The sequence below is a fragment of the Chelativorans multitrophicus genome, from assembly GCF_011317445.1.
Classification (GTDB): domain Bacteria; phylum Pseudomonadota; class Alphaproteobacteria; order Rhizobiales; family Rhizobiaceae; genus Chelativorans; species Chelativorans multitrophicus.
Genome location: NZ_JAAAPL010000002.1, coordinates 15,138 through 40,864, shown reverse-complemented (window position 1 = coordinate 40,864; position 25,727 = coordinate 15,138). Strand labels below are relative to the sequence as shown.

The 25,727-nt window shown below is 61.2% G+C and carries 22 protein-coding genes; 1 reads left to right on the top strand and 21 read right to left on the bottom strand.

Annotated features, from left to right (window positions below):
* Positions 1 to 47: 47 nt before the first annotated feature.
* From GNP00_RS10810 to argH (GNP00_RS10795), 4 genes are all read right to left on the bottom strand, one after another.
* Positions 48 to 1,538 carry a tripartite tricarboxylate transporter permease gene (locus GNP00_RS10810; RefSeq protein ID WP_011581714.1) on the bottom strand — a complete coding sequence of 497 codons (1,491 nt, stop codon included), beginning with the start codon at positions 1,536 to 1,538 and terminating at the stop codon, positions 48 to 50.
* Between the two features lie 11 nt (positions 1,539 to 1,549).
* On the bottom strand, positions 1,550 to 2,002 hold the full coding sequence (locus GNP00_RS10805) for a tripartite tricarboxylate transporter TctB family protein (protein WP_011581715.1): 453 nt from the start codon (positions 2,000 to 2,002) through the stop codon (positions 1,550 to 1,552).
* Positions 2,003 to 2,073: 71 nt separating this feature from the next.
* The gene (locus GNP00_RS10800) at positions 2,074 to 3,063 is read right to left on the bottom strand and encodes a Bug family tripartite tricarboxylate transporter substrate binding protein (protein WP_011581716.1); all 990 of its coding nucleotides are present in this window, start codon (positions 3,061 to 3,063) and stop codon (positions 2,074 to 2,076) included.
* A 223-nt stretch (positions 3,064 to 3,286) separates the two neighbouring features.
* Positions 3,287 to 4,933: an argininosuccinate lyase gene (gene argH / locus GNP00_RS10795; protein ID WP_343034317.1), complete on the bottom strand. Its 1,647-nt coding sequence runs from the start codon at positions 4,931 to 4,933 to the stop codon at positions 3,287 to 3,289.
* Here argH (GNP00_RS10795) and GNP00_RS10790 point away from each other — a divergent pair.
* Positions 4,874 to 6,049: a citrate/2-methylcitrate synthase gene (locus GNP00_RS10790; protein ID WP_011581718.1), complete on the top strand. Its 1,176-nt coding sequence runs from the start codon at positions 4,874 to 4,876 to the stop codon at positions 6,047 to 6,049. The two genes, argH (GNP00_RS10795) and GNP00_RS10790, sit on opposite strands and share 60 nt — an antisense overlap.
* A 3-nt stretch (positions 6,050 to 6,052) precedes the next feature.
* Here the strand turns inward: GNP00_RS10790 and argH (GNP00_RS10785) are convergent, their stop codons facing one another.
* The 17 genes from argH (GNP00_RS10785) to GNP00_RS10705 all read right to left on the bottom strand — a co-directional run bounded on the left by argH (GNP00_RS10785) (position 6,053) and on the right by GNP00_RS10705 (position 25,709).
* Entirely contained in the window at positions 6,053 to 7,552 is a 1,500-nt protein-coding gene (gene argH, locus GNP00_RS10785; protein ID WP_011581719.1) for an argininosuccinate lyase, read from the bottom strand.
* A 55-nt stretch (positions 7,553 to 7,607) separates the two neighbouring features.
* Positions 7,608 to 8,687, bottom strand: coding sequence for an NAD/NADP octopine/nopaline dehydrogenase family protein (locus GNP00_RS10780; protein WP_011581720.1), 1,080 nt, complete (start codon positions 8,685 to 8,687; stop codon positions 7,608 to 7,610).
* 22 nt (positions 8,688 to 8,709) lie between these two features.
* Complete coding sequence (locus GNP00_RS10775) at positions 8,710 to 9,786, bottom strand: hypothetical protein (protein ID WP_011581721.1); 1,077 nt, start codon at positions 9,784 to 9,786, stop codon at positions 8,710 to 8,712.
* An 18-nt stretch (positions 9,787 to 9,804) separates the two neighbouring features.
* Entirely contained in the window at positions 9,805 to 10,941 is a 1,137-nt protein-coding gene (locus GNP00_RS10770) for a M24 family metallopeptidase (RefSeq protein ID WP_011581722.1), read from the bottom strand.
* Positions 10,942 to 10,952: 11 nt separating this feature from the next.
* Complete coding sequence (locus GNP00_RS10765; protein ID WP_011581723.1) at positions 10,953 to 12,113, bottom strand: enolase C-terminal domain-like protein; 1,161 nt, start codon at positions 12,111 to 12,113, stop codon at positions 10,953 to 10,955.
* A 119-nt stretch (positions 12,114 to 12,232) separates the two neighbouring features.
* Entirely contained in the window at positions 12,233 to 13,732 is a 1,500-nt protein-coding gene (locus tag GNP00_RS10760; protein ID WP_011581724.1) for a tripartite tricarboxylate transporter permease, read from the bottom strand.
* A 7-nt stretch (positions 13,733 to 13,739) separates the two neighbouring features.
* Positions 13,740 to 14,279: a tripartite tricarboxylate transporter TctB family protein gene (locus GNP00_RS10755; protein ID WP_011581725.1), complete on the bottom strand. Its 540-nt coding sequence runs from the start codon at positions 14,277 to 14,279 to the stop codon at positions 13,740 to 13,742.
* The gene (locus GNP00_RS10750; RefSeq protein WP_011581726.1) at positions 14,276 to 15,247 is read right to left on the bottom strand and encodes a Bug family tripartite tricarboxylate transporter substrate binding protein; all 972 of its coding nucleotides are present in this window, start codon (positions 15,245 to 15,247) and stop codon (positions 14,276 to 14,278) included. The genes GNP00_RS10755 and GNP00_RS10750 overlap by 4 nt, the downstream gene beginning before the upstream one ends.
* A 280-nt stretch (positions 15,248 to 15,527) precedes the next feature.
* Positions 15,528 to 15,878, bottom strand: a complete 351-nt coding sequence (locus GNP00_RS10745; RefSeq protein ID WP_011581727.1) for a RidA family protein — start codon at positions 15,876 to 15,878, stop codon at positions 15,528 to 15,530.
* 14 nt (positions 15,879 to 15,892) lie between these two features.
* Positions 15,893 to 17,029, bottom strand: a complete 1,137-nt coding sequence (locus GNP00_RS10740) for an alpha-hydroxy acid oxidase (RefSeq protein ID WP_166016051.1) — start codon at positions 17,027 to 17,029, stop codon at positions 15,893 to 15,895.
* A 569-nt stretch (positions 17,030 to 17,598) separates the two neighbouring features.
* Entirely contained in the window at positions 17,599 to 19,446 is a 1,848-nt protein-coding gene (locus tag GNP00_RS10735; RefSeq protein ID WP_011581729.1) for an ABC transporter ATP-binding protein, read from the bottom strand.
* A gap of 24 nt (positions 19,447 to 19,470) precedes the next feature.
* Positions 19,471 to 20,301: a phosphorylase family protein gene (locus GNP00_RS10730; protein WP_011581730.1), complete on the bottom strand. Its 831-nt coding sequence runs from the start codon at positions 20,299 to 20,301 to the stop codon at positions 19,471 to 19,473.
* Positions 20,302 to 20,321: 20 nt separating this feature from the next.
* The gene (locus GNP00_RS10725) at positions 20,322 to 21,620 is read right to left on the bottom strand and encodes an amidohydrolase family protein (protein WP_011581731.1); all 1,299 of its coding nucleotides are present in this window, start codon (positions 21,618 to 21,620) and stop codon (positions 20,322 to 20,324) included.
* A 1-nt stretch (position 21,621) separates the two neighbouring features.
* Positions 21,622 to 22,335, bottom strand: a complete 714-nt coding sequence (locus tag GNP00_RS10720) for an MBL fold metallo-hydrolase (RefSeq protein WP_011581732.1) — start codon at positions 22,333 to 22,335, stop codon at positions 21,622 to 21,624.
* Position 22,336: 1 nt separating this feature from the next.
* Positions 22,337 to 23,191 carry an ABC transporter permease gene (locus GNP00_RS10715; protein ID WP_011581733.1) on the bottom strand — a complete coding sequence of 285 codons (855 nt, stop codon included), beginning with the start codon at positions 23,189 to 23,191 and terminating at the stop codon, positions 22,337 to 22,339.
* Positions 23,188 to 24,108, bottom strand: a complete 921-nt coding sequence (locus tag GNP00_RS10710) for an ABC transporter permease (RefSeq protein WP_011581734.1) — start codon at positions 24,106 to 24,108, stop codon at positions 23,188 to 23,190. Before GNP00_RS10710 ends, GNP00_RS10715 begins: the two co-directional genes overlap by 4 nt.
* Before the next feature lie 83 nt (positions 24,109 to 24,191).
* Complete coding sequence (locus tag GNP00_RS10705) at positions 24,192 to 25,709, bottom strand: ABC transporter substrate-binding protein (RefSeq protein ID WP_011581735.1); 1,518 nt, start codon at positions 25,707 to 25,709, stop codon at positions 24,192 to 24,194.
* Positions 25,710 to 25,727: the final 18 nt, after the last annotated feature.

Here is a 25,727-nt window from a genome sequence, read left to right as displayed (position 1 = left end):
TTCGGCGCGGCTGAGGTCATAATTCTTTTAACGTAAGCTTCAATTTTTCACCGAGCCGAATTCAGCTTTCTGACCCAGAGCACCAGGGATGTTGTCAATATCAACCCCGCGCAGGCGAGGACCGGAGCGCTGATCGGCAGGCTTATGAATGTTGCCAAGTCGCCGCGCGACATCAGCAGCGCTCTTCGGAAATTCTCCTCCAGCATTGGCCCAAGAACGAAGCCGAGCAAGAGGGGTGCTGGCGGGAGCCCAAGCAGACGCATGATATAGCCCGCGGCGCCGAAGGCCGCTACGACCAGCACATCGAATCCCTTGCTCTCGACGCTGTATATCCCAACGCAGACGAAGACTAGGATCGCCGGGTACACATACCTGTAAGGCACCGTCAGCAGTCGCACCCAGATGCCGATGAGCGGCAGGTTGAGGATCACGAGCAGGATATTGCCTATCCAGAAACTCATGACCACGCCCCAGAAGAGGTCCGGGTGGTTAACGATCAGATTGGGGCCCGGCGTTATATTATGCATCATCAGGATGCCGAGGATCAGCGCCATGCTGGCAGTACCGGGAATACCCAAGGTGAGTGTGGGAATGAAGGCGGTCTGATCAGCCGCATTATTGGCGGTCTCGGGTCCGGCGACACCTTCGATAGCCCCCTTCCCGAAACGGGACGGATCCTTGGCCAGAGAGTGCTCCGCCGCGTAGGACATGAAGGAGGCGATGGTGGCGCCCGTCCCCGGCAGCGCCCCAAGAAAGGCGCCAATGCCGGATCCGCGGAGCATCGGCTTCCAGGATCGTGAAACGTCATCGCGGGTCGGCACCATGGAACGCAACGGCACGCGTCTCGCCGCCGCCGGGATATCGGCAGCCTCCCGTATGCTGACCACGACTTCCGCGACTCCAAACAGACCCATCGCCAGCGCCACCAAGGCAATGCCATCGAAGAATTCGATGCTCCCGAACGTAAACCGCGGAACGCCGCTGTTCACGTCAATGCCGACAAGCCCCAGAAGAATGCCGAGCACGATCATCGCTACTCCCTTTATCGGGGAACCGGAACTGATGGACGATGCCGCCACGAGTCCGAGTACGATGAGAGCGACATATTCGGAGGGGCCGAACGACAGCGCCAGGGAACTGATCAGGGGTGAGAACGTCATCATCAGGATGATGCCGATGCTCCCGCCAACGAAAGAGCCAATGGCCGAAACCATCAAGGCGATTCCGGCGCGCCCCTGCTTCGCCATCTGATGTCCATCAAAACACGCGACCGCCGAAGCGGGCGTGCCGGGTAGATTGAGTAGGATTGAAGCGGTGGAGCCGCCATACGCCGTACCATAGTAGATCCCTGCCAGCATGATGATGGCGGCGGCCGGGTCGAGGTGAAAGGTGAGTGGAAAGAGAAGGGACATCGCCACCATGGTGCCGATGCCGGGAAGAGCGCCTAGGAAGGTTCCGAAGAACACTCCGACGAAACACCAGTAAAGATTGTTGAGCGTCAGCGCTTCGCTGAGGCCAAGGATCACGTTGTCCAGCATCCCAGCTCTCCTTAAAACGGATAGCGGAAAAGGCGCAGCGGCATGTGAAGAAGGACCTCGAATACGATATAGACGACGACCGACATGGTGAGAATGATGAGAGCGGATTCCAATAGACTAAGCCTACTCTCGGCCATCACTGCCGGCAGCAGCATGCACACGACAGCCGGAATGACGCCGAAAACAGGAACAACGATGCCGAAACAAACGATCGATCCGATGATCGTCACGAAGCTGCGGAATTCAAACTCCATCTTGCCCCAATTCGTCTCGGAGAGGCCCTGAAGAAAGTTCATCATTCCAAGCACGAAGAGAATCGATCCCATGATGATCGGGAAAAGGCCTGGCCCCATCTGCTGCAGAGTCCCGATCCTGTAGTTGGACATGCTATACAGCATGAAGAACAGTCCCAGGGCCGACAAAACCAAGCCGGAGATCGTGTTCTTGTTGATCTTGTATCGCATCGTCGCCCCTTTCGAATGGGCAAGCGTTAAGGCGGGATGGCCGGCAGGGCTGCCGGCCGTTTTCACCTGGTTTATTTGATCTTTTCGATACCAGCCTGCTTCATGACCTGCGCCCAGAGGGCAAGCTGAGCGGCTATATCCTTCTCGAACTCCTCGGGCGAAGCGCTGACATCGGCATCGATGCCCAGGCCCTTTAGCTCGGCAGGCAGGCTATCCCCCTGCATGAGCTTGCGGGAGGTCTCGTCAAGAGCGGCAATAATCTTGGGATCCGTGCCGCGGGGAGCGGAGATGCCATACCAGCTGCTGACTTCGACATCGACCCCGAGTTCCTTGAAGGTGGGGACATCGGGATAATTGCTGGAGCGTTCGCTGCCGGTGGTCGCAAGCGGAATCAACGTGCCGTCGTCGACATATTGAGTAATGGCGTTGGGTACCAGCATGGAGACATCAAGCCGTCCTGCCACAAGGTCAACCATCTGGGGGCCATTGCCCTGATAGGGGATATGAACCAGATCGATACCGGCACGGATCTTGAGCAGTTCTGCGGCCAGGAAATTTATCGTGCCTGATCCGGAGGAGCCGTAACTCAGCGCCCCCGGCTGCTTCTTCGCGAGTTCGATGAACTCCTCAAGCGTTTTGACACCCAGCTTCTTGTGCGCGACGAGAATGTAGGGAACGCTGCCCAGCCGGGTGATGTGCTCGAAATCCTCGATCGGGTCGAAAGGCACGTTTTCATAGGTAACGGGACTGACCTCGATCGGCCCGGCGGTCGACAGCAACAGCGTATAGCCGTCTGGGGCTGCCTGAGCGACTGCTGCAGCTCCGATCATGCCGCCTGAACCCGGAAGATATTCAAGGACAATCTCCTGTCCCAGTTCGGGCCCCAAATGGGCAACAAGCTGCTGGCCGAAGACTCCGACACCGCCGCCCGCAGCGAAGGGCACGATGAGGCGCACTGTCCTCTCAGGATATCCCTGGGCCGCTGCGGATTCGACCTGCAGCAGTAACCCCACTGCCGCAAGTGTGAGCGCAATGGCCTTCGATATGGTGGTCGATAACATTTAATAATCTCCCTCTGGTTCTTATTTGTGAAGCTTGAAGCGCGAAGGCATTCATTCGATATTGGTGAGCCAAGCGCGATCACTGTCGCTGCCCGCGATCACAACATATCGTGATCACATCATGTGATCAAGATGAGACTCCTCTTGTTTGACGGCGCGTGTATCCGCTCCAGATCGAATGGAAGACGGGCGCACCACGGCAGCGAGCCCGCCCCGGAGGGTTCTACCCTCGCATAGAGATCGCCGTTATAGCCTCGTTAAGTGCGGCTTCCGAGCGTGCCAGCCGCGCCCGTTCCGATGCCAATTGTTTTTCGGACGCCGCAATGTCCGTTCGGGCCATATCAAACAGTTTCTGCAGCTCGGCCTTGGAGAGAGACCCCTGGCTCACGCGGGTGGCCACGAATTGCTCAGGGTCGAGGGAGTCGTGAATCTGCTGGTCTGTCATGGAAATTTCGCGCCCTATCGTGGCTCTTGCCGCCGCGTTCACTTCGGCCAATCCGACATCACGCGAGTGCGTGCCGCTCTCGATCGAAGCCTTGACCAAGGCGCCGACAATCTGGTGCGCGCTGCGGAAGTCAAGACCGCATTCGCGCACGATGGCGTCGGCGAGGTTGCTCGCGGTATTCCAGTTGGCGCCAGCCAGTTCGCGCATGCGTTCCCGATTGATACGGACTGTTGCGGCGCAGTCCTGCATCAGGTCGAGCGCCCAATTCGCCACGCGGAAATACTCCACATTGCCAGTCGAGAAGAACCGGTCGGCATCCACCGTCGTTGGCGTGCGCAGCATTCCAAGCTGCGCAGCCGTCCAGCCGATGGACTCGCCCGCCAGTGCGCGGACGCGTTCTAGGACATAGGGGTTTTTCTTCTGGGGCATGATGCTCGAAGTGCCGCACAACCCTTCGTCAAGCTCGATGAGATTGAACTCCCAGGTGGACCAGATGTACCACTCCGACGCGAGACGACCGAGCCCCGACATCAGGATCGACAGCGAGCTGCCCACTTCAGCCAGATAATCCATGGCAAAGCCGGCGCAGTCCTTGGAGTGGCGGATGGGAGCGCTGTGTCCAAGCAGGAAAGCGGTCCGCTCACGGTCGATCGGCCAGCTGGTACCGACCAGGGCAAGTCCGCCGAGCGAACTGAGGTTCACCCGATCATAGGTCTGGATAACCCGCTGCAGGTCGCGCGCGAACACGTCGTGCTGGCCGATCATGTAGTGACCCAATATCCAGGGCTGCGCGTGCTGCAGATGGGTATAGCCGGGCATCAGTACGTCGGCCCATTCCTCGGCACGCTGCAGAATAACTTTCTGGAAATCGACGATCCGCTCTGCGACGTGCAGCAGCTCGTCCCGTGCATGCACGCGCGAAATCGTGGCATTCTGATCGATGCGGCTTCGCGCGAGCTGCAGGTAGCCTGCGCTCTCTGCCCCTACCCTTTCGGCCAGATAATGCTCGACCTGCAAAAGAATGCTGCCAAGCTCGCCCTTCACATCCAGCCCCTGGGGACCGGCGCGCCGCAGGTCCTGTAGTGCCCCAAGCAAAGCCTTGGCAACCTTGATCGGGATGATGCCTTGCTCTGCCAGCATGGTGATATGGGCGAGATCGACGCGAACATAGGCATCGAACATGTCGAGTTCGCGTTTGAGAACCGGCAGATGGGCGGCGTTGATCAGCGTTGCGCGAGCATCTTTACCCAACCGCGCCTTCGTAAAAGGTGTGGCCATTACTTTCTCCTGGCTGGTTACCTGTTCAAGAAATGGCCAGTTGATGATATCGTCAAGATTGATACATATAATCAACATGAGAAAGCAGTGACACAACGCCTTGTAAGTTCCGAACGTGCCGCGGCCATTCTCGGCGTGAGCCGGCAAACCCTTTATGCTTATGTCAGCCGGGGTCAGATCAGAGCGGAAGTGGACCCGGCGGACCCGCGGCGTCAGCTTTACGACGCGCGAGAGTTGGAGGCGATCGCCGCGCGCAAGGCGTTGGGGCGCAAGCCGCGCGAGGCCGCGGCAAACGCACTTGATTGGGGACTGCCGGTGCTGAATTCGGCGCTCAGCCATATCAGCAACGACACGCTCTTCTATCGCGGTATCGATGCCATTGAATTCTCTCGCCACGCTACACTTGAGAGCACGGCTCGCCTTTTGTGGGGATGCGGGAGTACCGATCCGTTCGCCCTGCCATTCACGCATGCAATGCTTCAGCCGCCGCATGAGCTTTCGCTTGTCGCCAAGTGCCAATTTATTCTGGCGCTTCATGCCTCAGACCTTCCCACCATCTGGCGGCGCGATCAAAGAAATCTCTGGCCGAGTGCCGCCAGCATCGTCCGGATGCTGGAATGGGCCGGCGCGGGCTGTCCGATTGCAGAGCTACCGGTACATGAAGCGCTTGCCCGCCATTGGGACAGGGTGGAGGCCGCAGACCTGTTCCGCCGCGCTCTCGTTCTTGTCGCCGACCACGAACTCAATGCCTCGACCTTCGCGGCCCGTGTGGTGGCTTCCACGGGAGGCTCGCTGGCCGCCGCTGTGACGGGCGGACTGGCCGCCCTGAGCGGTCCTCGCCACGGCGGGCAGATTCCGATGGTGGAAGCGCTCTTTGAGCAGGCCCGGCAGGCCGGGAACCTGCGCGCTTTCATCGATGCCAAGCTGCGCCTAGGTGAACGACTGCCGGGCTTCGGCCATCCGCTTTACCTTGTTGCCGATCCTCGGGCCAACGAACTGCTGCACTGGCTCCCTGAAGACCGCTTCCGCATGGAGCTGAGCGATGTTGTCTTCGAGCTATCGGGGCATCGGCCCAACATAGATTTCGCGCTTGTTGGCCTGCGCCATACCTTGGGCTTGCCGCAGGATACGGCGCTTTTCCTGTTCCTCCTGGGGCGCAGCGTCGGCTGGATCGCGCACGCGCTTGAGCAGCACAGTGACGGCCGGGTCATCCGGCCGCGCGCGAGCTATGTAGGCCAGCGAAGCGAGACCATACCCCGGTGAGCGTCAAGCAGCGGCTATGATGCGGGACGCAGCCGCCGCCAGCCTGTCTTCCGCGGCGCTCAGCCTGGCGCGCTCTTCCTCCATCCATGAACGGGCGGCAGCATGATCCTCCATCGCCAGGTTCAGTTGCTTCTCTATTTCCTGCGGACCGATGCTTCCTTCGCTCACCCGCGTGGCAACGAATTCGGCGGAGTTGAGAGCCGTCGATATTTGCTCGTCGGTAAAGTCCAGGGATCGGCTAAGCACAGCCTTGGCCGCTGCGTCGACCTCTGCCGCTCCGACATCGCTCGGCCGAAGCCCGTCCGCAACGGCCGTCTTGACCAGGGCGCCGACCACATGATGGGCGCGACGGAAATCCAGCCCCCTTTCACGTACGATGAGATCGGCAAGGTTGCTCGCTGTGCTCCAGAAAGCCCCTGCGCGCTCCCTCATCCGGTTTTCGTCGATTCGCATCGTGCGCAGCGCCTCGCTCATCAGCAGGAGGCCCCATCGCGTGGCCTTGAAGCAGGGCGTGATGCCGGACGAGAAGGAGCGGTCGCAATCGCTGGTCGTGGGTGTCTTGAACAGCCCCAGTTGGCCGGGCAGCCAACCAATCGCCTCTCCCGCCAAGGCGCGAATACGCTCCAGGGCATAGGGATTCTTCTTCTGCGGCATGATGCTGGAGGTACCACAAAGGCTTTCATCCAGTTCCACGAGGCCGAATTCCCAAGACGACCATATGTAGAGTTCCGATGCCAAACGTCCCAGCGCGCTCATCAGGATCGAGAGCATGGCAGCGAGCTCGGGCTGGTGATCCATCACGAAATTGCCCGCGTCCTTCGAATTTCGAACTATTCCCGCATGGCCCAGCAACTCTGCCGTGTAGCGCCTATCGATCGGCCAGGATGTGCCTGAAAGGGCGACCCCACCCAGCGATCCCAGATTGGTTCGTCCGTAGACCCCGACCAGCCGTTGGAAATCGCGTTGAAAGACATCATGCTGGCCTAGAAGATAGTGTCCGAGCACCCAGGGCTGCGCGTGCTGCAAATGCGTGTAACCAGGCATGATTACCGCCTTCCACTCCCGCGCGCGATCAAGCACCACGCCCTGGAGGTCGACGAGCTGATTCATGACTGAGATGAGCGAATTGCGCGCGTAGACGCGGGCCACGGCAGCGTTCTGATCGATCCGGCTTCGTCCCAGTTGAAGCATTCCCGCCGCATCCGGACCGGATACGGACGCGATATGCCGCTCGACCTGCAGCAGAAAGCCCCCGAACGATGCGTCGATTTTGATCGATGCCGGCCCATCGGACCGCAATTTCGAGAGGACGCCGACCAAGGCACGTGCCGGATCAGGCCCTATGATGCCTCTGTCGGCAAGCATGATGACATGGGCCAGATCGACGGCCAGATAAGCATCGAACATCTCGATGTCCTGCGCGATGAGAGGCTCATACATGGCCTCCACGAGGCTGGGGTGGGCAGCCTTGCCCAACCGTGCTTCGTTTAGTGCAAGGGACATGGTTCCAACTCCTCGTCACAAATCACCGGCACGGCCTCAAGTGATGATCGGCGGTTCACCTGATCCCGGCGCGCCTTTGCAACATATCCATCGTCGCGTTCTCAAGCCCCATTGCCGCCGCATCGCGCATTGCTGGTTTGGGCAGGTCCCTTGTCATGCTTGCGTGGAGTTCCACAAGCGCCGACGCCGTCGGCGTGGGGACATCGGCCAATCGCGCATAAACCAGCAGCGGCACGAGCCCGTGCGCAAAATCCTCCATGTAGTACCGATGGCGCAGGCTATCAGGCGCCTTGATCTTCCGGTTGGCCTCTCCAGCGGCGATCGCCAAGTAATCGTCGTCCTGGGCGTCGGGCGGCACGGTCCCGATCGCACGCATCTCTGCGATTATCGTCGGCAATTCGTGACCGAAAGCGCGTGCGATTGCTCTGCGTTCCGCGTCCAGTCCGCGCATGACCCCGATCACCCCCGGCGTCATGCCTTGCACATAAAAGGTGAAGTCGCCCCCCGTCGCCTCGACCCAGGCTGCCCCAAGCATCGCCCCTGGCGGATGGATGACCATGTTGACGTTGCTTAGGTCGCTGGCAATTACGTCGCCTGTATCGTAGGCGCCGGGAAAAAGCGCGCAGGCAATTTCAAGCGCGTCGGAACAGCCGGGCAGCGCCGCTGCGCGCAAAGCCTTCGCACGGCCGGTGACGTTGACGAAATCAGGTTCCGGCTTGCGCGCGACATAGCTCAGGGTCGCAAATTCCACGATCGGAGGAACGGCGGCGCTAAGCCGTCGGAACACAGTCTCAACCTCGAGGGCTCCCCCAGTATGCCCCGGATTAAGAATGATCGGGCGCCGAGCGTCCCAGCCCGCCGCGTGGAGCGCCTGGGCAACTCCGGCATGCGCAAAAGTAGGTAGCGCGACGACTGCCGCATGCTGGTCCCGCACAGCCTCGCCAAGACCGGTGGTAATGGCAGCAGGTCGCACGCGCCCTTCCCCCAGCACACCCGCAAAACGAATGCCGTCCCGGCGAAAAGGGGCCAGCGTTTCTTCTGAACGCGCATAAAGCGTCACATTGTGACCGGCTTGCGTCAGCTCGACTGCCGCGGCCGCGCCTCCATTGCCGGCGCCTATTACAAGCACTTTCATATTAGGTTTCCTTTTTCGCCGGTCAGCCTCCCAGCCGCTCGCGCAATGCTCCAATGGCTGCTGCCGCGTCCTCTACCTCCGTCACGGCAAAGCCGTTCGCGATATCCGGATCATGGGCGCGAAGCGCCTCCTGAGTATGCTCGGCGTAAACCACCCTGCCCTCTTTCACACTGACGCCATCGGCATCTTCGAACTGACGGTTCCAGGCGATCGCCTCATGCTCGGTCAGTCCTTTGGGCAGATCGAGGGTGACCCCGTCTCGATCGACCATGACGGGATACCCGCCGGGTCGGCCTTGCGGGCCGGGAACATGCGCGCGCCGCCGCCCCTCTCCAGCCAGGGCAAGAAGCACCGGCACCGCACTCGCCCCCGAAATTAGGTTCAAATCACGGTAAGGAAGCTGGATATCACGAGTTATGGCTTCCGTGTCCGCGATTTCCTCGTCACCGAGCCACGCGCGCACAGGCTTGCCCCCGCGGGTCCCAACGGGCTTGCGCCACTCGACCAGGTGCCGATGGTGACCAAGCACACGCAAATCAGCACGTTGCTCCACAGGCAGCCGCCCGCCGATCAGCGCCGGGAAAATGCCAACATTTCCCACCCCGGTGGTGAGCGGCTTTCCAGCGGCGGCGAGCACTTGGTTGACGCCGTCTGGATAGCACGTGTTGACGAAAAGGCTATCTAAGCCCAGCATTTCGAGCGCGGAGGCCATTCGCCAAGCGAGCAGCGTGTGGAAGGCAATTGTCGACCCAAACCCGGCGCTCGCCACAAGGTCGGACCATCGGCTTTCTCCGTTGTCGACGCGCCACGGTGACTGGATCGAGGCCGACTGGACAACGACTCGCGGCCGCAATTTTGAGAGCGGCTCGGCCAACGCCTCAGGCGAACTCGAATCGAGATGAACGCTCTCGAACGTGGCGCTGGTACCGTAGATCGTCGCTCGCGACTGGCAGGCATCCACAAGCCATTTCATTCTAACGGGATTACGCCCGCCGATAACAATGCGCAGCGGAGACTTCGCAGTCGCGGCGATGTCGCCAAGCATGATCTCAGTGAAGTAGCCCGTTCCTGAAAACAGGATGTCGACCTGGCTGCCCATTGCAAACGCTCCTTCCACTTAGTCGATCCGGATGAGAACGTCGGTGTTGGAATAGTCGGAAAGGAGCTGAGAACCCGTCGCGGTAACGTGCAACACGTCCTTGTTCTGCACACCGAAGCCGAAGCCCGTGCGGTAGCACAGCGGCTCGAAGCCGAGCACCATGTTTTCCTCCAGCACGGCGTCCTGACCCGGATGCCCGAGTATCGGCGTCGTGCCCAAATAGGGATCCTCATGCAGATGAAGACCGATGCCATGGCCGACAAAGGAGATCGGCGGAAGATTGAGCCGGGACAGCCGGGCGATGAAATCCTGATAAATTGCAAGGCAGCTCGCACCGGGCCGGATCTTTTCCAGGATCGCGTATTTGCACTCGATCATGAGCTTCCAGATCTCATCGGCCATTGCTGGAGGCTCCTGCACATAGGCTGTGCGGCAAACACCAGCCTGATATCCGTTGATAACGGAAAAGATCTCCACCCGGCAGATGTCGCCCTTGGTCAACACACGGTCTGTCGGACCCACATTGGGAAGCTGGCTGCGCTCTCCCGTCGCCACGATGAGGAGCTTGAAGTTCTCGGCCCCGATTTCATAGATGCGCCGGGTCAGGATGGCGGCGATATCAAGTTCAGTGTCGCCGGCACGCACGCCGGCGAAGCTGTCGGCGATGGCCTGGTCGGCGATCCGGGACAGCCGGTGAATGAGCGTCACCTCCTCCGGAGTCTTGATCTGGCGCGCGCGAGACAGCTGACGCTCGCAAGCAACGAACCGCGCCTTAGGCATCTGTGCGACGAGCCGAGTGAAATCTCCGGCCGGAAGATAATCCATTTCGAGACCGATCACTGCCTCACCAAGGCCTGCCTCCTTTAGTGCGCCGGCAAGGACAACCATCGGATCGTCGTGAAATTCCCGCCAGACAGTCAGCGGCATGTCCGGTGCCTTGCCGGCGATGGTGCTCGCTTCCATGTCCACACCGAACAGGCTTGCCCGTCCGTCGGCCGTCAGGATTGTCATGGCATGACGGTGCCGAAGCAGGGGCTGGGTGGGCACGACAAAGCCCATAACGTAAGCAAAATTTTCCGGGGAAGACGTCACGATCGCATCCAACCCCTCATTCTTCATGAGCCCAATAAGTTTCTCGGTAATGGCTTTGCGCATCGTGCTTCTCTTCAGATCGTGACCGAATATTTGTCCACCTTGGCCGGATCGATGGGCAAGCCCATGCCCGGCCCGTCCGGAACCCTGATCCCTCCATCCTCGAAGGTCATGGGCTCGGCCAGCAAATCGTCCGCATAGTAGATGCCGCCGATCCGGCCGTTGAGATGCTCGGCCGGCATTGAGACGGGGATGACGTTGGAAAGGGTGACCGCGGGCGCGGCGGCGGCGAGATGGACATTGGCGAGATTGCCGACGCCGGTTTCGACCGAGCCGTTGACGTTGCAAATGATGCCGGCGGCCTGGCAGACCGCGGAAACCTGCATGGCCCTGTAAAGACCCCCGGGCTTTGTGGTGTAGATCGAGACGATCTGGGCGGCATTCTGGGCAACGATCTGAATGACGTCGTGCGCGTTCCATGCCGACTCGTCGGCCATAACCGGAGCCTCGATGGCACGCGCTACGGCGGCAATGCGCTCTATGCCCATGACGGGCTGCTCTACATAGATGAGGCGTGAGGCCTCCATTCGGCGAACCGCCTGAATTGCCTGACCGGGGGTCGTATAGCCCTCATTGGCATCCACACATAACGAGATGTCCGGTCCGACTTCGCGGCGAATGGCTTCAACGATCGCGACATCGCGATCTGGATCGACGCCGATCTTGATCTTTATTGTGCGGATGCCGTCGCGGACGACTTGCCCGACCTCCCGGACCGCCTCTTCGATATTGAGAAGGCCAATGGAATGGGTCACCGGCACAGTGTCGCGCAGCTTGCCGCCCAGAAGGACGTGGACGGGCACGCCCAATACCTTTCCTGTGAGATCATAATAGGCGAAATCCAACGCCGCCTTTGCATAGGGATAGCCCTTGATGATGGCGTCCATCTTCTGATGGAGTACGGCGGGATGGCCCACCTCCAGGCCTTGGACCGCGGGGGCGAGATATCGGGAAATGACCGTCTCCACGATCGCTGTGCTTTCCCCGAAATAACGCCCGAACTCACCGCCCCAGTCCTTGAGTGCAGGGGCTTCGCCCCAGCCGACTGTTCCATCCGAGCCGGTCATTTTGACCAGAAGATACTGTCCGATGGGCTCAGTAAGCCCAGTCCATTTATGCACGCGTCGGGTCGGCAGGCGAACCAGGCGCGTTTCTATCGATGAAATTGTTACCACGATCAAACTCCTTGTGATTCCATTTTGTGATCACATCAGTCCGCTGTCAAGCTCGTTCTGAGCCCCTCCGGATGGCGAACACGAATGCTCAATGCTGATGATGCGGCGTTCGCGGATCGCTAGTCATGCCGAGCGACAGGCGACGGCCAGAAACGGTGCCGCGCAATGTCGACCAGCGGCAGCATCAGCACAACTGCAGTCACTGCGAGCATTCCAATGGTGACAGGGCGCTGAAAAAACACAGCCCAGTCGCCATAAACGATGAGCGTACGCCGGAGATTTTCTTCCAGCAGAGGGCCGAGCACGAGGCCGAACATGATCGGTGATGTTGGGATACCCAGCTTGAGCATGAAATACCCCGCGCCGCCAAAAAATATCATCAGCAGCACATCGAATAACGCATTCTGAACCGCAAAAGAGCCGGTGACGCAAAGGACGAGTACACCAACGTAGAGAAAGCGTGGCGGCGCCGAAAGCAGGCGGGCGAAAATCCGCATGAGAGGCAGCGCCAGGAGGAATGTCAAAAGGATCGTCAATGCGAGCGCCAAGTAAATGGCCGCCACGAAGTCGGGATGATCCGTGAAAAGCTTCGGTCCAGGCTGCAGCCCGTGGATGAGCAACGCTCCGACAAGGACTGCCGTCATCGTATCTCCCGGAATGCCGAGAGTCAGAAGAGGAATGAGCGCGGCGCCCACCGCGGCATTATTGCCCGTTTCGGCCGCAACAATGCCGCGCGGATTGCCATTGCCGAATTTCTCGGTTTTTTCATAGAGCTTTTTCTCCTGAGCGTATGACATGGATACGGCTATCGCCGAACCGGCTGCCGGAATTATGCCAACAATCACTCCGGCGATTGCGGATCGGACCGCGGTGGCCCAGGTCCTGATGACCTCGGTGAATTTGGGCCAGACCGACCCGATGCGGGTTGCGGCCTTTTCCACCACGATCGGCTGTTCCAACAGGCGCAGGATCTCCGCGAACCCGAAGATGCCTACCGCAAAGGGTATCAAGTTGATCCCCGCCTGAAGGTGCGAAACGCCGAAATCGAAACGGGAAAGGTTGGTGATCATGTCGAGACCTACTGTCCCGAGCAAGAGACCGAGTACACCCGCAAGAATGCCCAGAAAAGTCGAGCCTGGCGATGCATAGGCCAGCATCGAAAGCCCGAAGATCATCAGCACGGCATATTCGGGGCTCTGAAACGCGAAGGCGGCGCGGGCAAGCGTTGGTGCGAAGACGACGAGGGCAGTCAAACCCACAATGCCGCCGAATGTCGAGGCTAGAAGAGCATAGGTCAACGCCTTTCCCGCCTCGCCGCGACGGGCTAATGGGTAGCCGTCGAGCTGGGTGACCATAGACCCGGGTGTGCCCGGAATATTAAGCAGGATTGCCGAGACCGATCCGCCGTAAACGCTGCCGTAGAACGCCCCGATCAAGAAGACCATGCCCACGCCCGGAGACATGGAAAAGGAGAACGGCAACAACACGGCCAGTGTCATCGTGGAACTAATGCCGGGGAGAGCTCCGAGCACGATTCCCAGGAATGTGGCCAGACAGGCCAATGCCAGCGTACCCGGATCAGTGAGAAGTTGGAGAGCAACGGGCAGAAATTCGGTCATGACCGGCCTAGGGGAACTGTATCTGGATTCCGTAGTGGAAAACGACATAGATCGCCGCCACGATCAGGGATGCTTCGAGCGGTAACTGAACGAGATGGCGCGCGGTGAACCGCTCGCCCGTCCGCCAGTGGATGATGGCGACCCACGGCACGGCAAAGAGCAGGCTGGCCGGTATAAAACCCAGCGCCCGCAGGGCTGCATGGTAAAGCACCATCGAGACAATCAGCAGCACGGGCAGCCATAGGCGTGCAGGAACAAACTTGCCCCTCCCCCGCAATCCACCCGCGGCGCGAGCGCGCATCAATACCCATGCAATCTGGGCCAGCCCGCCCAGCCCGATTGCCCAGACGCCGAGCCAGGGCACGAAGCCGGGCCCGGGATCGCTTCCGACCTGGCCCAACTCGAGGTAGGGATTGGTCAAAAGGCTCCAGCCTCCGACTACGGCGATCACCACAAACAGGGTGCCGGCAACCACTTCGACCACTGCGGGCCGCTCGGCAGGGCGGTCTTGCCGCCCCACTAAGCTGCCGCGTTGCTTGAGGCTCACTTTTGGCGAACCTTGACGAGCCCGGCCTCCTGAAGCACCGGGTACATGCTCTCGTCCATTTGCTCGAGGAAAGCCTCTGCCTCGCTGCCGCCGAGCGGATTGATGGAGAAGCCGGATGCCTTTGCCGTCTCGCGGAAGGTCTCGTCGTTCAAAGCCTTCATGATGCCGGCTTCGAGAACGTCGAACACCTCGTCGGGAGTATCCGCCGGCAACACCAGAGCCCGCACCGTTCCCGTCACAAGCGGATAGCCAAGTTCGGTGAAAGTGGGAATATCAACGGCCTTGAAATGACGCTCGGCGCCGGCAACCGCGAGAATTTTTACCTCACCGCTCTCGTGCTGGGCGATCAGATCCGTGACGGACGGTGTGGCCGTCTGCACCTCGCCGACCACTATTGCCTGCACAACTGGCGCTGAACCCGCATAAGGGACAAGAGTGAGGTCGATGCCGAGCACGTTTTCCATCAGCGACGCAGCGACATAAGAGGTGCCGCCCGGCTGATCGTTGGCATTGCGCAATGCACCCGGCTGAGCCTTTGCGGCCGCGATCAGTTCATCAAGGGTGCTGATGCCTGTCTTGCCCCCAGCGGCGATTACCGCAGGGTCGGTTCCCACCAGAGCGATCACGCGATAGTCGTCGAGAGTCGGGGCATTCGGATTGCCGTACTGCTCGGCAATGAAACCGGTCGCAATCATGCTCATCGTGTAGCCATCGGGCTCACTGTCGGCTACCTCGCGCAATGCCAGCGAGCCGCCAGAACCTGGTTGGTTAACAACAACGACCGGCTGGCCAAGTTCTTTCCGGGCCGTTTCGGCGATCAGACGCATAAGGATATCGCTGCCGCCACCAGCCGGCCAAGGCACCACGAGCGTAATAGGTCGGCTCGGATAATCCTGGGCCAGGCCGTTACCCAGCAGTGCGAAAAAGCCTAAGCCAAAAAACGCGATACCGGCCAGAATACTTTTCATCTCATATTCCCCTTATTGTTCAGGCCTCCCGTTGCCATCCCAAAGTGTGATCACAACCGCAAAAAATTGCAATTGGAAAATTCACTCTTCTTCGCAACGAAGCCCCGATACCGGTCAAGTGGAATAGCCGCAGCGCCCTCCGAACGCGTTAATTAGCAATCTCCCTAGTCATAAAGGCGGCCAGAGCATCATGTAGCGGCTGACCGCCGTCGCAATTCTATGTCTGATGTAAAAACAAGATGACGGTAAAACTCCTAAATCATCCTCGGGAGGTATTTTTTCAAAGGCTCGCTTCGGCTTGGACCTCGATCAGAAGCGAGGGATCAGCAAGTTTCGCCTCGACACACGCACGAACAGGCTGATGCCCCGGTTCAACCCAGGCGTCATACACAGCATTCACTGCCTCGAAGTCTGCCATATCCTTGAGCCAGATCATCACCTTGATAAGCTTGCTGCGTGAAGTCCCCGCCTGAGCAAGCAGGTCATCGAGTTGGTCCAGGCAGTTGCGGGTCTGCCCGGCAATATCTACGGGCCCGCCGCGGGCCGTAATCCCCTTTGTGTAAACAATGCCGTTCACAATCACGGCCGAACTCATGCGGGCCGTGCCTGGCAACCGGGATATATCGTTCATGAATGCCTCTCTTTCTACTGCGGGAGCCGTGTGACTGCCGACCGATCCAAATCAGATAGCGCCTTCCATCCGCCGATCACCATCGCATTCCTTAGCTCGGCAACGAGAACGTCGCAAACCGCTTCGACGCCCTTTCCGCCGGCAACCGCCAGTCCCCAAAGATGGGCGCGGCCGATGACACAGGCCGTGGCCCCGAGCGCGATTGCCTTCAGAATGTCAGTTCCTCGCTCGATCCCGCCATCAAGGAAGATCGGCACTCGGCCCTCAACTGCATCCGACACCGCAGGCAGCGCATCGATCGCGGAAAGCGTGCCGTCGAGCTGACGTCCGCCGTGATTGGAAATCTGCACGCCGTCGCATCCGCGGGCGATAGCTTCGCACGCATCGTCCGGGTGAAGAATTCCCTTGATGATCAAAGGGCCTTCCCACTCCGAGCGCAACCAGGAGATATCGTCCCACGTTACGTCCGGGTCGAGTACCGATGCAATATAGGCAGCCATGTCGTTCATATTTCCGGTGGCGCGGCCGGCAAAGTTCTTTAGCGTCAGCCTGCCGCTGCCGCGCATGCGGAACCACCATCGGCAATGAATGGCCGCGTCAAGCAGTGTGCTCAGTCTCAAGCGCTGATCGATGGTGAAGCCATTGCGCATATCGCGCTCGCGCCGACCATGCACCGGGGCGTCTGTGGTGACGCAGATCGCCGTGTATCCCGCTGCCTTGGCTCGATGGAGGAATTCGCGGGTCAAGCCGCGATCCCGGTAGAGGAAGAGCTGCAGCCAACGTTCGCCCTCACCCTTCCCGCCTGCAGCGATCTCTTCCATCGAGAGCAGCGATCCGGCGCTGACCTGCATCACATGACCCCGCCGGGCGGCTGCCTCCGCCGTCTCGGCCTCGCCCGACGGCCAGAGCAGCCCAGAGGCGCCGGTCGGCGCGATTATAACCGGCGCGGCATGCCGCTGGCCGAAAGCCGACCACGAGATGTCAGGCTCAGCCGTTGAGCGGAAGCTGTGCGCTCTGAACCACCAGTCTGAAAAGCCTGCGCAGTTTCGGGAAGCTGTCTGCCCGTCAAGGGCACTCCCGTCAACAAAGTCAAAGAGCATTCGCGGCAGCACCGCCCGGGCGGCCTTGCGGTAGTCCTGTACGTTGACCAAAGATCCTCGTTTCATCGTGAAGATAGGAAGGTGGAACATAGTCTTATTTTCGTTTGTCGTCCCGCTTGAGGGGCTGAATATGATCACAAAATGTCATCACATCCATGAGCCTGTCAAGGCATACTTCACCAATTATCGTGGGGCGAAAACTTGGATGTTCGAGGCACCCTGTTCAGCGGTTTCGGCTAATGGCGGAAGAGGGCCGGCGTGGGGCGCATCACTTGTCTTCCAGACCGGAATGCAGTCATGCATAAACCTGCTGGAGGGCTGCGCCTATTCCCCTCCGAAGGCGCGTGCGCCGGCCTCGCTCTGTCAGCAGTCGAGAATGACCGGTGGAAAGAAAGCATGCTGGATGGTGTGAACGACGCGCGGCCGTTCCGGATCGACACTCATGCGCACCAGCCACTTACGCGCAGCGGGTGGGGACCGGCGGCTGTGGCGGACGGTCCGGGCGCGGCGCAGGGCGGGGGATATTCAGACGACCGTTGTGCTTACCGGGGCTACGTGTCAATTCTCGAGTAGCGCCTCGGATCGCCCCTTCAATCTTGGCGGTCTTCTCCCGCTTATGGTCACTCCACCTGCACGAAATGGCCGTCGCCGACCTCGCGATAGATGCGTTCGGGCGGCTCGTAGCCGGCCGGATGCACCGGGCTTTTGAGTTCGTCGGCCTCGGCGCTGCGGCTGATGAAACGGCGCGACGGATCGGGAACCGGCACCGCCGCCATGAGCTTGCGCGTATAGGGATGCTGCGGATTCTCGAAAACGGCAGCGCGCGGTCCGATCTCGACGATTTCACCGAGATGCATCACGGCCACCCGATGGCTGATGCGCTCCACCACCGCCATGTCATGCGAGATGAAAAGATATGAAAGCCGCAGGCTCTCCTGCAGGTCCATCAGCAGATTGCACACCTGCGCCTTGATCGAGACATCGAGCGCCGAGACGCTTTCGTCGGCCACGATGATTTTCGGGTCAAGCGTCAGCGCCCGCGCGATACAGATGCGCTGGCGCTGGCCACCGGAAAACTCGTGCGGATAGCGGCCCATCACATCGGGCGAGAGGCCGACGCGCTGGAGGAGATCGGCCACCTTGTCGCGCGCTTCGGCCCTTGTTCCCAGCCTATGCTCGAGAAAGGGTTCCGCAATCGCCGCGCCAACGGTCATACGCGGGTTCAAGCTTGCGAACGGATCCTGGAAAATCATCTGGATATTGCGGCGCGTCTGGCGCAGCGCGCGCTTGCCGAGGCTGCGCATATCGACACCGTCGACCATGACCTTGCCGCGATCCGGCTCGACGAGCCGGGTAATCGAGCGTCCAGTCGTGGATTTGCCGCAGCCGGACTCGCCCACGAGCGCCAGCGTCTCGCCCTGGAACAGCTCGAACGAAACATTTTCGACGGCATGAACCGCGCCTTCGCTGCGCCTGAGGAGGCCGCCGCGGGTGCGGAAGCGCGTGACGAGATTCCTGACCTCGAGCACCGGCCGCGACGAACGGACCACCGTACCGGCGACGGTGGCCGGTTCCGTGCTTTTCCCGGTCGCGATATCGACCACCGGGAAGCGCTTCGGCAATGCCTGCTCCTTCATTGAACCGAGGCGCGGGACGGCGGACAGAAGCGCGCGCGTATAGGGGTGCTTGCCGTCGTAGAAAATGTCCTGCGTCGGGCCGCTTTCGACCGCCTCGCCGCGATACATGACGACCACGCGGTCGGCGATCTCGGCCACCACGCCCATGTCATGCGTGATGAACAGCACCGACATGCCTTCCTCGGCCTGCAAGGTCTTGATGAGGTCGAGAATCTGGCCCTGGATAGTGACGTCGAGCGCGGTCGTCGGCTCGTCGGCAATCAGCAGATCGGGTTTCGCGGCGAGCGCCATGGCGATCATCACCCGCTGCCGCATGCCACCGGAGAACTGATGCGGATATTCATCGAACCGCGCCCGCGCGTTGGGTATGCGCACCTTGTCCATGAGGCGCAGCGCTTCTTTCCGCGCGGCTTCCGCCCCCATTTCGCCGTGGCAGGTCAACGCCTCGACCAATTGCTCGCCGATGGTGAAGATCGGGTTCAGCGAGGTCATCGGTTCTTGGAAGACCATTGCCATACCGCGCCCGCGCACATGGCGCATCTCACCATCCGGCAGGGCCAGCAGATCGCGTCCGCCGAGCCGGATCTCGCCTTCGATCCGGCTCGATCCCTTCTGCAGCAGCCGCATGATCGACAGCGAGGTGACACTCTTGCCAGAGCCGCTCTCACCCACGATTGCCAGGGTCTCGCCCGGCATCACGTCGAAGGAGAGGTTGTTGACCACCGGCCGCCATGAGCCGTCGACGAGGAAGGATGTCGTCAGCCCGCGCACCGAGAGGACGGGCTGGGTGGTGTCTCCGGCCGGCGGCGTCTGCAAGTCTTGGTTGCTCATGGCGGACTCGTATCCGTGGAAAGGTCAGGCAATCTTGCGCTTCAGCCATGCGGGCGGATGGCCGTGGAAGCCACCTTCCAGCGCGCGGGCGCAGGCGCAGGTGCGCTCGCCCGATACACCGGCGATCGCGTCGATCAGCGTCTTCTCGATCAGGTCGTGCAGCCCTTCTTTGTAGTAGATCTCGTTCATACTGCCGGGGCCGAAATGGACGACCGCGGGGGCCATTCCGGCGCCGAAATTGATGACCGGCGCAATCGAGGCGAAGCACATTTCCAACTCGCGGGCGAAGATCACCTCCGGGACCAGCGGCGTGCCGACGATATCGCCTCCTTCCATCGCATAGGCGCGGATCTCCGCCGGCGTCTCGAAGCGCGGTCCTTCCGTGCAGACGAAGGTGCCGCGGTGGATGACGCGGTTGGAATGCCTGTTCGCCGCCTCGATCAAGTTGGTGCGCAGGCGCGGGCAGAACGGATCGGTGAAGTCCACGCGCACCCAGCACTCGCTCTCATCGAACAGCGATTGGGCGCGAGACTTGGTCTTGTCGAGGAAATCGTCCGAGATAACAATGTCGCCGGGGCGGATGGCCGGATTCACCGAGCCGATGGCATTTTGCGAGATGATGGATTCCACGCCGAGCTCGTGCAGCGCGAACAGGTTGGCCTGATAATTGATCTTGTGGCTTGGCGTGGTCAGCTTCTCGCCATAGCGCAGGTTGACCGCGGCATCTCGTCCGCCGATCTGCCCCATCAGGATGGTGGCATCGCCCCAGGGCGTCGAGACGATCTCCGTGCGGCGGTCCTGGAGAAGGTTTTCGGATGCTGCGCTCGTAATGAGGCCGACAGGCGCTTGTGTCATGCTTGTTTCCAGTCCCTGGGTCAATGTTGTGCGTAGTGTTGGTGGATTTGCGCGCGAATGGCCGGCTCATCGACGAGCAGCAGCCTGCCGTTTCGGAAGATCATGCGTCCGGCGACCATCACCCCCGACACATGCTGCGGTCCGGCATGATAGACGACGTCGGAAAGCACGCGCTGGGCCGTGAGGCCAAGCGGATGTTCGATGTCGAGAATGACGAGGTCTGCCTGCTTGCCGGGTTCAAGGCTGCCGATCTCGTTGTCCCAGTTCAGCACGCGCGCGCCTTCGATCGTCGCCATGGTGAAGGCGTCCTCGGCGTTCATGATGAAACCGTCGAGCGAGGCCGCGCGCTGCAGCAGCACCGAAAGTTTCATCTCCTGAAAGAGATCGAGGCAATTGTTGCTGAGGGTGCTGTCCGTGCCCAGCCCAACGGGCACGCCTCGCCGGCGGAGCGCCGGCACGGGCGCGATCCCGCTGGCAAGCTTTGCGTTGCTTGCCGGGTTGTGCGCGACACCCGCGCCGGTCCGCGCGAGAATGTCCATGTCGGCCTCGTCCAGCCATACGCAGTGGGCGAGGATGGCCCGCCGGTCGAGCGCCCCGAGATCATGAAGCCAGGCGGTCGGCGTCAGCCCGTAGCGCTCCTGGATCATCTCGTTCTCGCGCCTGTTCTCGGCAAGATGGATGACGAAGGGCAGATCGAGCCGGTCGGCTTCGTGCTTCACCTCGCGCAGCAGCTCCGGCGTGCAGCTATAGGGTGAATGACCGCCGAGATAGAAGCGCGCGAGTCCGTTGCCCGCATGCTTTGCCATGGCGGCCACGGTCTCCTCCAGCGCCAGCGGCCAATTCGGCCGTCCGGTCTTGCGCAACTCCGGCGAGTTCGCCAGCGCGCCGCTTAGCGAGCGCATGCCTATTTCGCTGGCGACGTCGGCAAAAACGCCCGCTCCATAGCGCGTGCAGTCGCAGGCGGTGGTGATGCCGTTACGCACCATGTCCATGATGGCGAGATAGCAACCGCGCCGGTTGTCCTCGACGGTCAGGTGCGAGGTATGCGGCGCGAGGGCTGCCGCCCACTGAAACAGGTCGCCGTCATCGCAACTGCAGCGGTGGGTGGAAAGTCCGCCATGCGCATGGGTGTTGATCAGGCCGGGAATCACGACGCGGCCGCCGAGATCTTCGCGCTGGACGGAGCCGTCCTGCTCCGGCAGGTCGGCGCGATCGCCAATCCAGTCGACCCTGCCGTCGCGGATCAGAATAGCGCCATCCTGGAAGAAACCGTCGGGGCGGCCGGTGCAGATGAAGGCATTATGGAGCAGCGTCGCCATCTCAGGCCTCCAGCGGAAAGCGCTTCTCGCGCAAGGTGAGCGAAATCTCGGCAGAGACGCCGGAGGCGATGTATTCGCCATTTTCAACGGTGATGGGACCGTCGTGACCCGGTACGATCACGTCGGCCATTCCAGCAATGCGCCGTATACTGGCATTGGCTGCCGCTTCGTCGAAGGAGCCCGCCGAATGGCGGGAGACCAGTTCGCCGCGATGCTTGATTGCGTCCTGCGCCAGCACCACGCGGCGATTTTCGACCGTCAGCACCAGAGAGACATGACCGCCGCTATGGCCAGGTGTCCTGATCATCCGCACACCCGGCAGGACCTCGATCTCGCCGGCAACAAGGCTCAGCTGCGCGCTTCGCAGCAACCCATCGACCTGGAAGACCGATATGGCCGGGTCCGCCGCGCCATGTTCGCGCACATAGGCATATTCGTCCTCGTGCAGGATGATCTCCGCCTTCGGGAAGCATTCGGCATTGGCCATATGATCGAAATGCAGATGCGAAAGGATGACCGTCCCGATCCGGTCCGGCTCGATGCCGCGCCCGCGCAGCGCCGCCATCAGCCCGGGGCGGTCGCCGCTGGCGCCTGTGTCGAACAGCGCCAGCCCGCGGGCGGTTTTCAGCAGCAGGATCGTGCTCCAGCCGAGGAAACCGCGGGAGCTGCGCCCAGGAAAGCCCGGCATGAGTATCTCATAGCTGGCCTCGGTCATGTCAGGATTCCACCTGGCGCAACCGCGGATCGAGCAGGTCGCGCAACCGGTCGCCGACCAGATTGGTGCCCATTACGGTGACGAAGATGGCGACGCCCGGAATGGTGGCCACCCACCACGCATTGCCGATGTAGTTGCGCCCCTCGGCAATCATCGTGCCCCAGGTGGGGGTCGCGGGCGGAACGCCGAGGCCGAGAAAGCTCAGAGAGGATTCGAAGATGATCATCTTCGCGACCAGCAGGCTCGATATAACGATCACCGAAGACATCACGTTTGGCAGAAGGTGGCGCGTCAGGATATGGGGCGTCGAGATGCCCATCATGTGCGCGGCCTGCACGAATTCGCGTTCGCGCAACACGAGGCATTCGGCGCGCACGACGCGGGCATATTGAACCCAGTTCGTCAGGCCCAGTATCGCGATGATGTTCCACAAGCTCGGCCCAACCACCGCCGCCACGGCGAGAGCGAGGACCATGAAGGGGATGGCGAGCTGGATATCGGTGAGCATCATCAGCACGCGGCCGGCATATTTGTCCTCGTAGCCGGCGATCAGGCCGAAGGTGACGCCGACGATGCTGGATATGACCACGGCGCTGACACCGACGAGGATCGACACGCGCGCGCCGACGATGATGCGGCTGAAAATGTCGCGGCCGAGCGCGTCCGTGCCCAGGAGGTGCATTCCATCGGTTCCCCGCCACAGGGGTGGCTTGAGGCGTTGCAGGATGTCCTGCGTATTGGGGTCGAAAGGCACCAGCCATGGGCCGAACGCCGCCGCGAACACCGCGACCAGCACGATCGCCAGGCCGACCATGGCGAGGCTGCTCGATGAATAGCGTTTGAGAAAGTCCCTCATTTGCCCTTCCTCAGTCGCGGATCGAGCAGGCCGTAAGAGAGGTCTACCAGGAGGTTGATGGTCACGATCAGCGCCGCCATCAGGACCACGAACGCCTGCACCACGGTAAAATCGCGGTTGGCGATGGCCTGGATCGCCAGACGGCCCACTCCGGGATAGGCAAACACCTCCTCGGTGATTACGGCGCCGCCCAGCAGCGCGCCGACCTGGAGCCCGATCACTGTCAGCGTGGGGATGGCCGCGTTGCGCAGCGCGTGGGAGAGGATGATGCGGCTTTCCTTCACGCCCTTGCCGCGCGCGGTGCGGACATAGTCCGACTGCAGCACCTCGATCATCGAAGAGCGCAACAGGCGCGTGATGATGGCGGTCGAGTATGTGGCGAGCACGATCGCTGGCATGATCAGCTGCTGCCACGTTCCCCGCCCCGATGGCGGCAGCAACCGGAACGTTTCGGAGAACAGCAAGATCAGCATGATTGCCAGCCAGAATGCGGGAAAGCTCTGGCCGAGCAGCGAGGCAAGCAGGCTTGCTCTGTCGATCGCCGAGCCATGCTTGGCAGCAGCGAGGATGGCCAGCGGGATTGAGATAACGAGCGACATCAGCAGCGCCATCGCGCCCAGCTGGAGCGTGGCCGGCACGCGCTCCAGCACCAGCTTCATCGCCGGCTGGTCATATCGAAGCGACATGCCGAAGTCGCCCTGGAGCGCGCGGCCGAGGAAGTCGAAATACTGCACCGCCAACGGCCGGTCGAAGCCCATCAGCCGACGGAACCGCTCTATTTCCTCGACCGGGGCCTCCGGCGGCAGGAACAACGCCGAGGGATCGCCGCCGATCCGGATCAGGAAGAACACGGCGACGGAGACGCCGAGCAGCACCGCCGCGGCATATAGCAATCGGGAAATCAGGAAATCGGCCAACGCCTGCTCCACTCCATGGCAGACACGAGTACGGATGCTCACCGGCCGGATCGATACCGGCCGGTGGATGTCGGTGCGAAAGCCTAGAAATGCGCCTTGCGCAGGTCGATGATGCCGTCGCTGCGCGGGGTCCAGTTCAGTTTCGCATCAATGGCGTAGATGAGCGGCGGCTGGATCATCGGCAGGTGCGGCGCCTCTTCCTTGATGATTTCGGCTGCCTTCGCGTAGTTCGCCTTGCGCTCCTCAGGATCGATGATCGAGGCGCCGGCCTTGAGCAGTTCATCCAGCTCCGGATTGCTGAAATAGCTCTGGTACTGGCCGGTGATCAGCAGAGGCGCCCAGACAAGCTGTGGATCGCGGCCCGCCCAGCCGGGGAAGGTGATGCCTTCGCGCCCCTTGCGTTCCGAAACCTGCGCCCACACGCCCGGCTCCAGATACTGGATGTTGGCCTTGATGCCGACGCGGGCGAGGAAACCGGCTGTTGCCTCGATAATCTCGCTGTCCTTCATGTAGCGGCCCTTGCGCGACATGAAGGGAATCTCAAAGCCCTCCGGATACCCGGCTTCCGCCAGAAGCTGCTTGGCCTTTTCGGGGTCATAGGGATAGGGTTTCCAGGCCTGATCATAGGCGAAGGCGTTCGTGGGCAAGGTCAGCGCGATGCGCGTGCCCATGCCGTTCAGCAGCGCAGCCTGGATGGCGTCGACATCGACGGCGTAGTTGATCGCCTGCCGGACGCGCTTGTCCTTGAGCGGGGTGTCGCGTGTCGTGTCGAAGGCGAGGAAATAGAGGGAATCACTGGCGATGGTGCTGACCTTGGTGTCGCCGCCGTCGAGCGCGGCGATGTCTTCGGGCGGCACGTCGACAATGATATCCGCACCGCCGCTCGTGAGTTCGGCGATGCGGGTGCGAGTCTCGGCAATCGGACGGAAGACGACCTTGTCGATCGCCGGCTTGCCGCCCCAATAATCGGGATTGGCTTCGAGCACGACGCGCTCGTCTTTGAGCCATTCGACGAACTTATAGGGGCCGGTGCCGACCGGATGGGCGGCGATGGATGCGCCGTCGTTTTCCTTCGCATATGCCGGCGGCACGATCAGGGCGGGGAAAGACGCCTCGTACAGCGACAGCAGCATCGTCGGGAACGGCTCCTCCGTCTTGAAGTCGACCGTATACTCGTCGACGACCTCCACGGCCTTGATGTGCGAGATGCGCGAGAAATAAGGGGCCTTGAACTCGGGATCGAGCGCGCGCTCGAAGCTGAGCTTCACCGCCTCGGCATTGAAAGGCTCGCCATTATGGAAGGTGACGCCTTCCCGCAGCTTGAAGCGCCAGGTCAGTTCGTCCGGGTTGCTCCAGGATTCGGCCAGCGCCGGCACGAGCTCGCCATTCTCTCCCTCCGCGATCAGGCCGTCATAGATCTGAAACAGGATGTTCGCGGTCGGGAAGTTGGAATGCTTGGCGGGATCCATCGTATAGGCGTCCACGGCCTGCGCAACGACGACGGTCGAGTTGTCCTGTGCCAGGCCGCTGCCGGCGATCAGCGTCACCGCGCTGACACCCACTGCGGCCGCCATCAGGCTGCGCTTGAAGGAAAAAGTCATTTCGTTACCCTCTTTTAT

What these genes read in the sequence shown, in the direction of transcription:
- GNP00_RS10810 (WP_011581714.1), bottom strand. Translation starts at nt 1,538, where the DNA reads ATGCTGGACAACGTGATCCTTGGCCTCAGCGAAGCGCTGACGCTCAAC.
- GNP00_RS10805 (WP_011581715.1), bottom strand. Translation starts at nt 2,002, where the DNA reads ATGCGATACAAGATCAACAAGAACACGATCTCCGGCTTGGTTTTGTCG.
- GNP00_RS10800 (WP_011581716.1), bottom strand. Translation starts at nt 3,063, where the DNA reads ATGTTATCGACCACCATATCGAAGGCCATTGCGCTCACACTTGCGGCA.
- argH (WP_011581719.1), bottom strand. Translation starts at nt 7,552, where the DNA reads ATGTCCCTTGCACTAAACGAAGCACGGTTGGGCAAGGCTGCCCACCCC.
- GNP00_RS10780 (WP_011581720.1), bottom strand. Translation starts at nt 8,687, where the DNA reads ATGAAAGTGCTTGTAATAGGCGCCGGCAATGGAGGCGCGGCCGCGGCA.
- GNP00_RS10775 (WP_011581721.1), bottom strand. Translation starts at nt 9,786, where the DNA reads ATGGGCAGCCAGGTCGACATCCTGTTTTCAGGAACGGGCTACTTCACT.
- GNP00_RS10770 (WP_011581722.1), bottom strand. Translation starts at nt 10,941, where the DNA reads ATGCGCAAAGCCATTACCGAGAAACTTATTGGGCTCATGAAGAATGAG.
- GNP00_RS10760 (WP_011581724.1), bottom strand. Translation starts at nt 13,732, where the DNA reads ATGACCGAATTTCTGCCCGTTGCTCTCCAACTTCTCACTGATCCGGGT.
- GNP00_RS10750 (WP_011581726.1), bottom strand. Translation starts at nt 15,247, where the DNA reads ATGAAAAGTATTCTGGCCGGTATCGCGTTTTTTGGCTTAGGCTTTTTC.
- GNP00_RS10745 (WP_011581727.1), bottom strand. Translation starts at nt 15,878, where the DNA reads ATGAACGATATATCCCGGTTGCCAGGCACGGCCCGCATGAGTTCGGCC.
- GNP00_RS10735 (WP_011581729.1), bottom strand. Translation starts at nt 19,446, where the DNA reads ATGAGCAACCAAGACTTGCAGACGCCGCCGGCCGGAGACACCACCCAG.
- GNP00_RS10730 (WP_011581730.1), bottom strand. Translation starts at nt 20,301, where the DNA reads ATGACACAAGCGCCTGTCGGCCTCATTACGAGCGCAGCATCCGAAAAC.
- GNP00_RS10725 (WP_011581731.1), bottom strand. Translation starts at nt 21,620, where the DNA reads ATGGCGACGCTGCTCCATAATGCCTTCATCTGCACCGGCCGCCCCGAC.
- GNP00_RS10720 (WP_011581732.1), bottom strand. Translation starts at nt 22,335, where the DNA reads ATGACCGAGGCCAGCTATGAGATACTCATGCCGGGCTTTCCTGGGCGC.
- GNP00_RS10715 (WP_011581733.1), bottom strand. Translation starts at nt 23,191, where the DNA reads ATGAGGGACTTTCTCAAACGCTATTCATCGAGCAGCCTCGCCATGGTC.
- GNP00_RS10705 (WP_011581735.1), bottom strand. Translation starts at nt 25,709, where the DNA reads ATGACTTTTTCCTTCAAGCGCAGCCTGATGGCGGCCGCAGTGGGTGTC.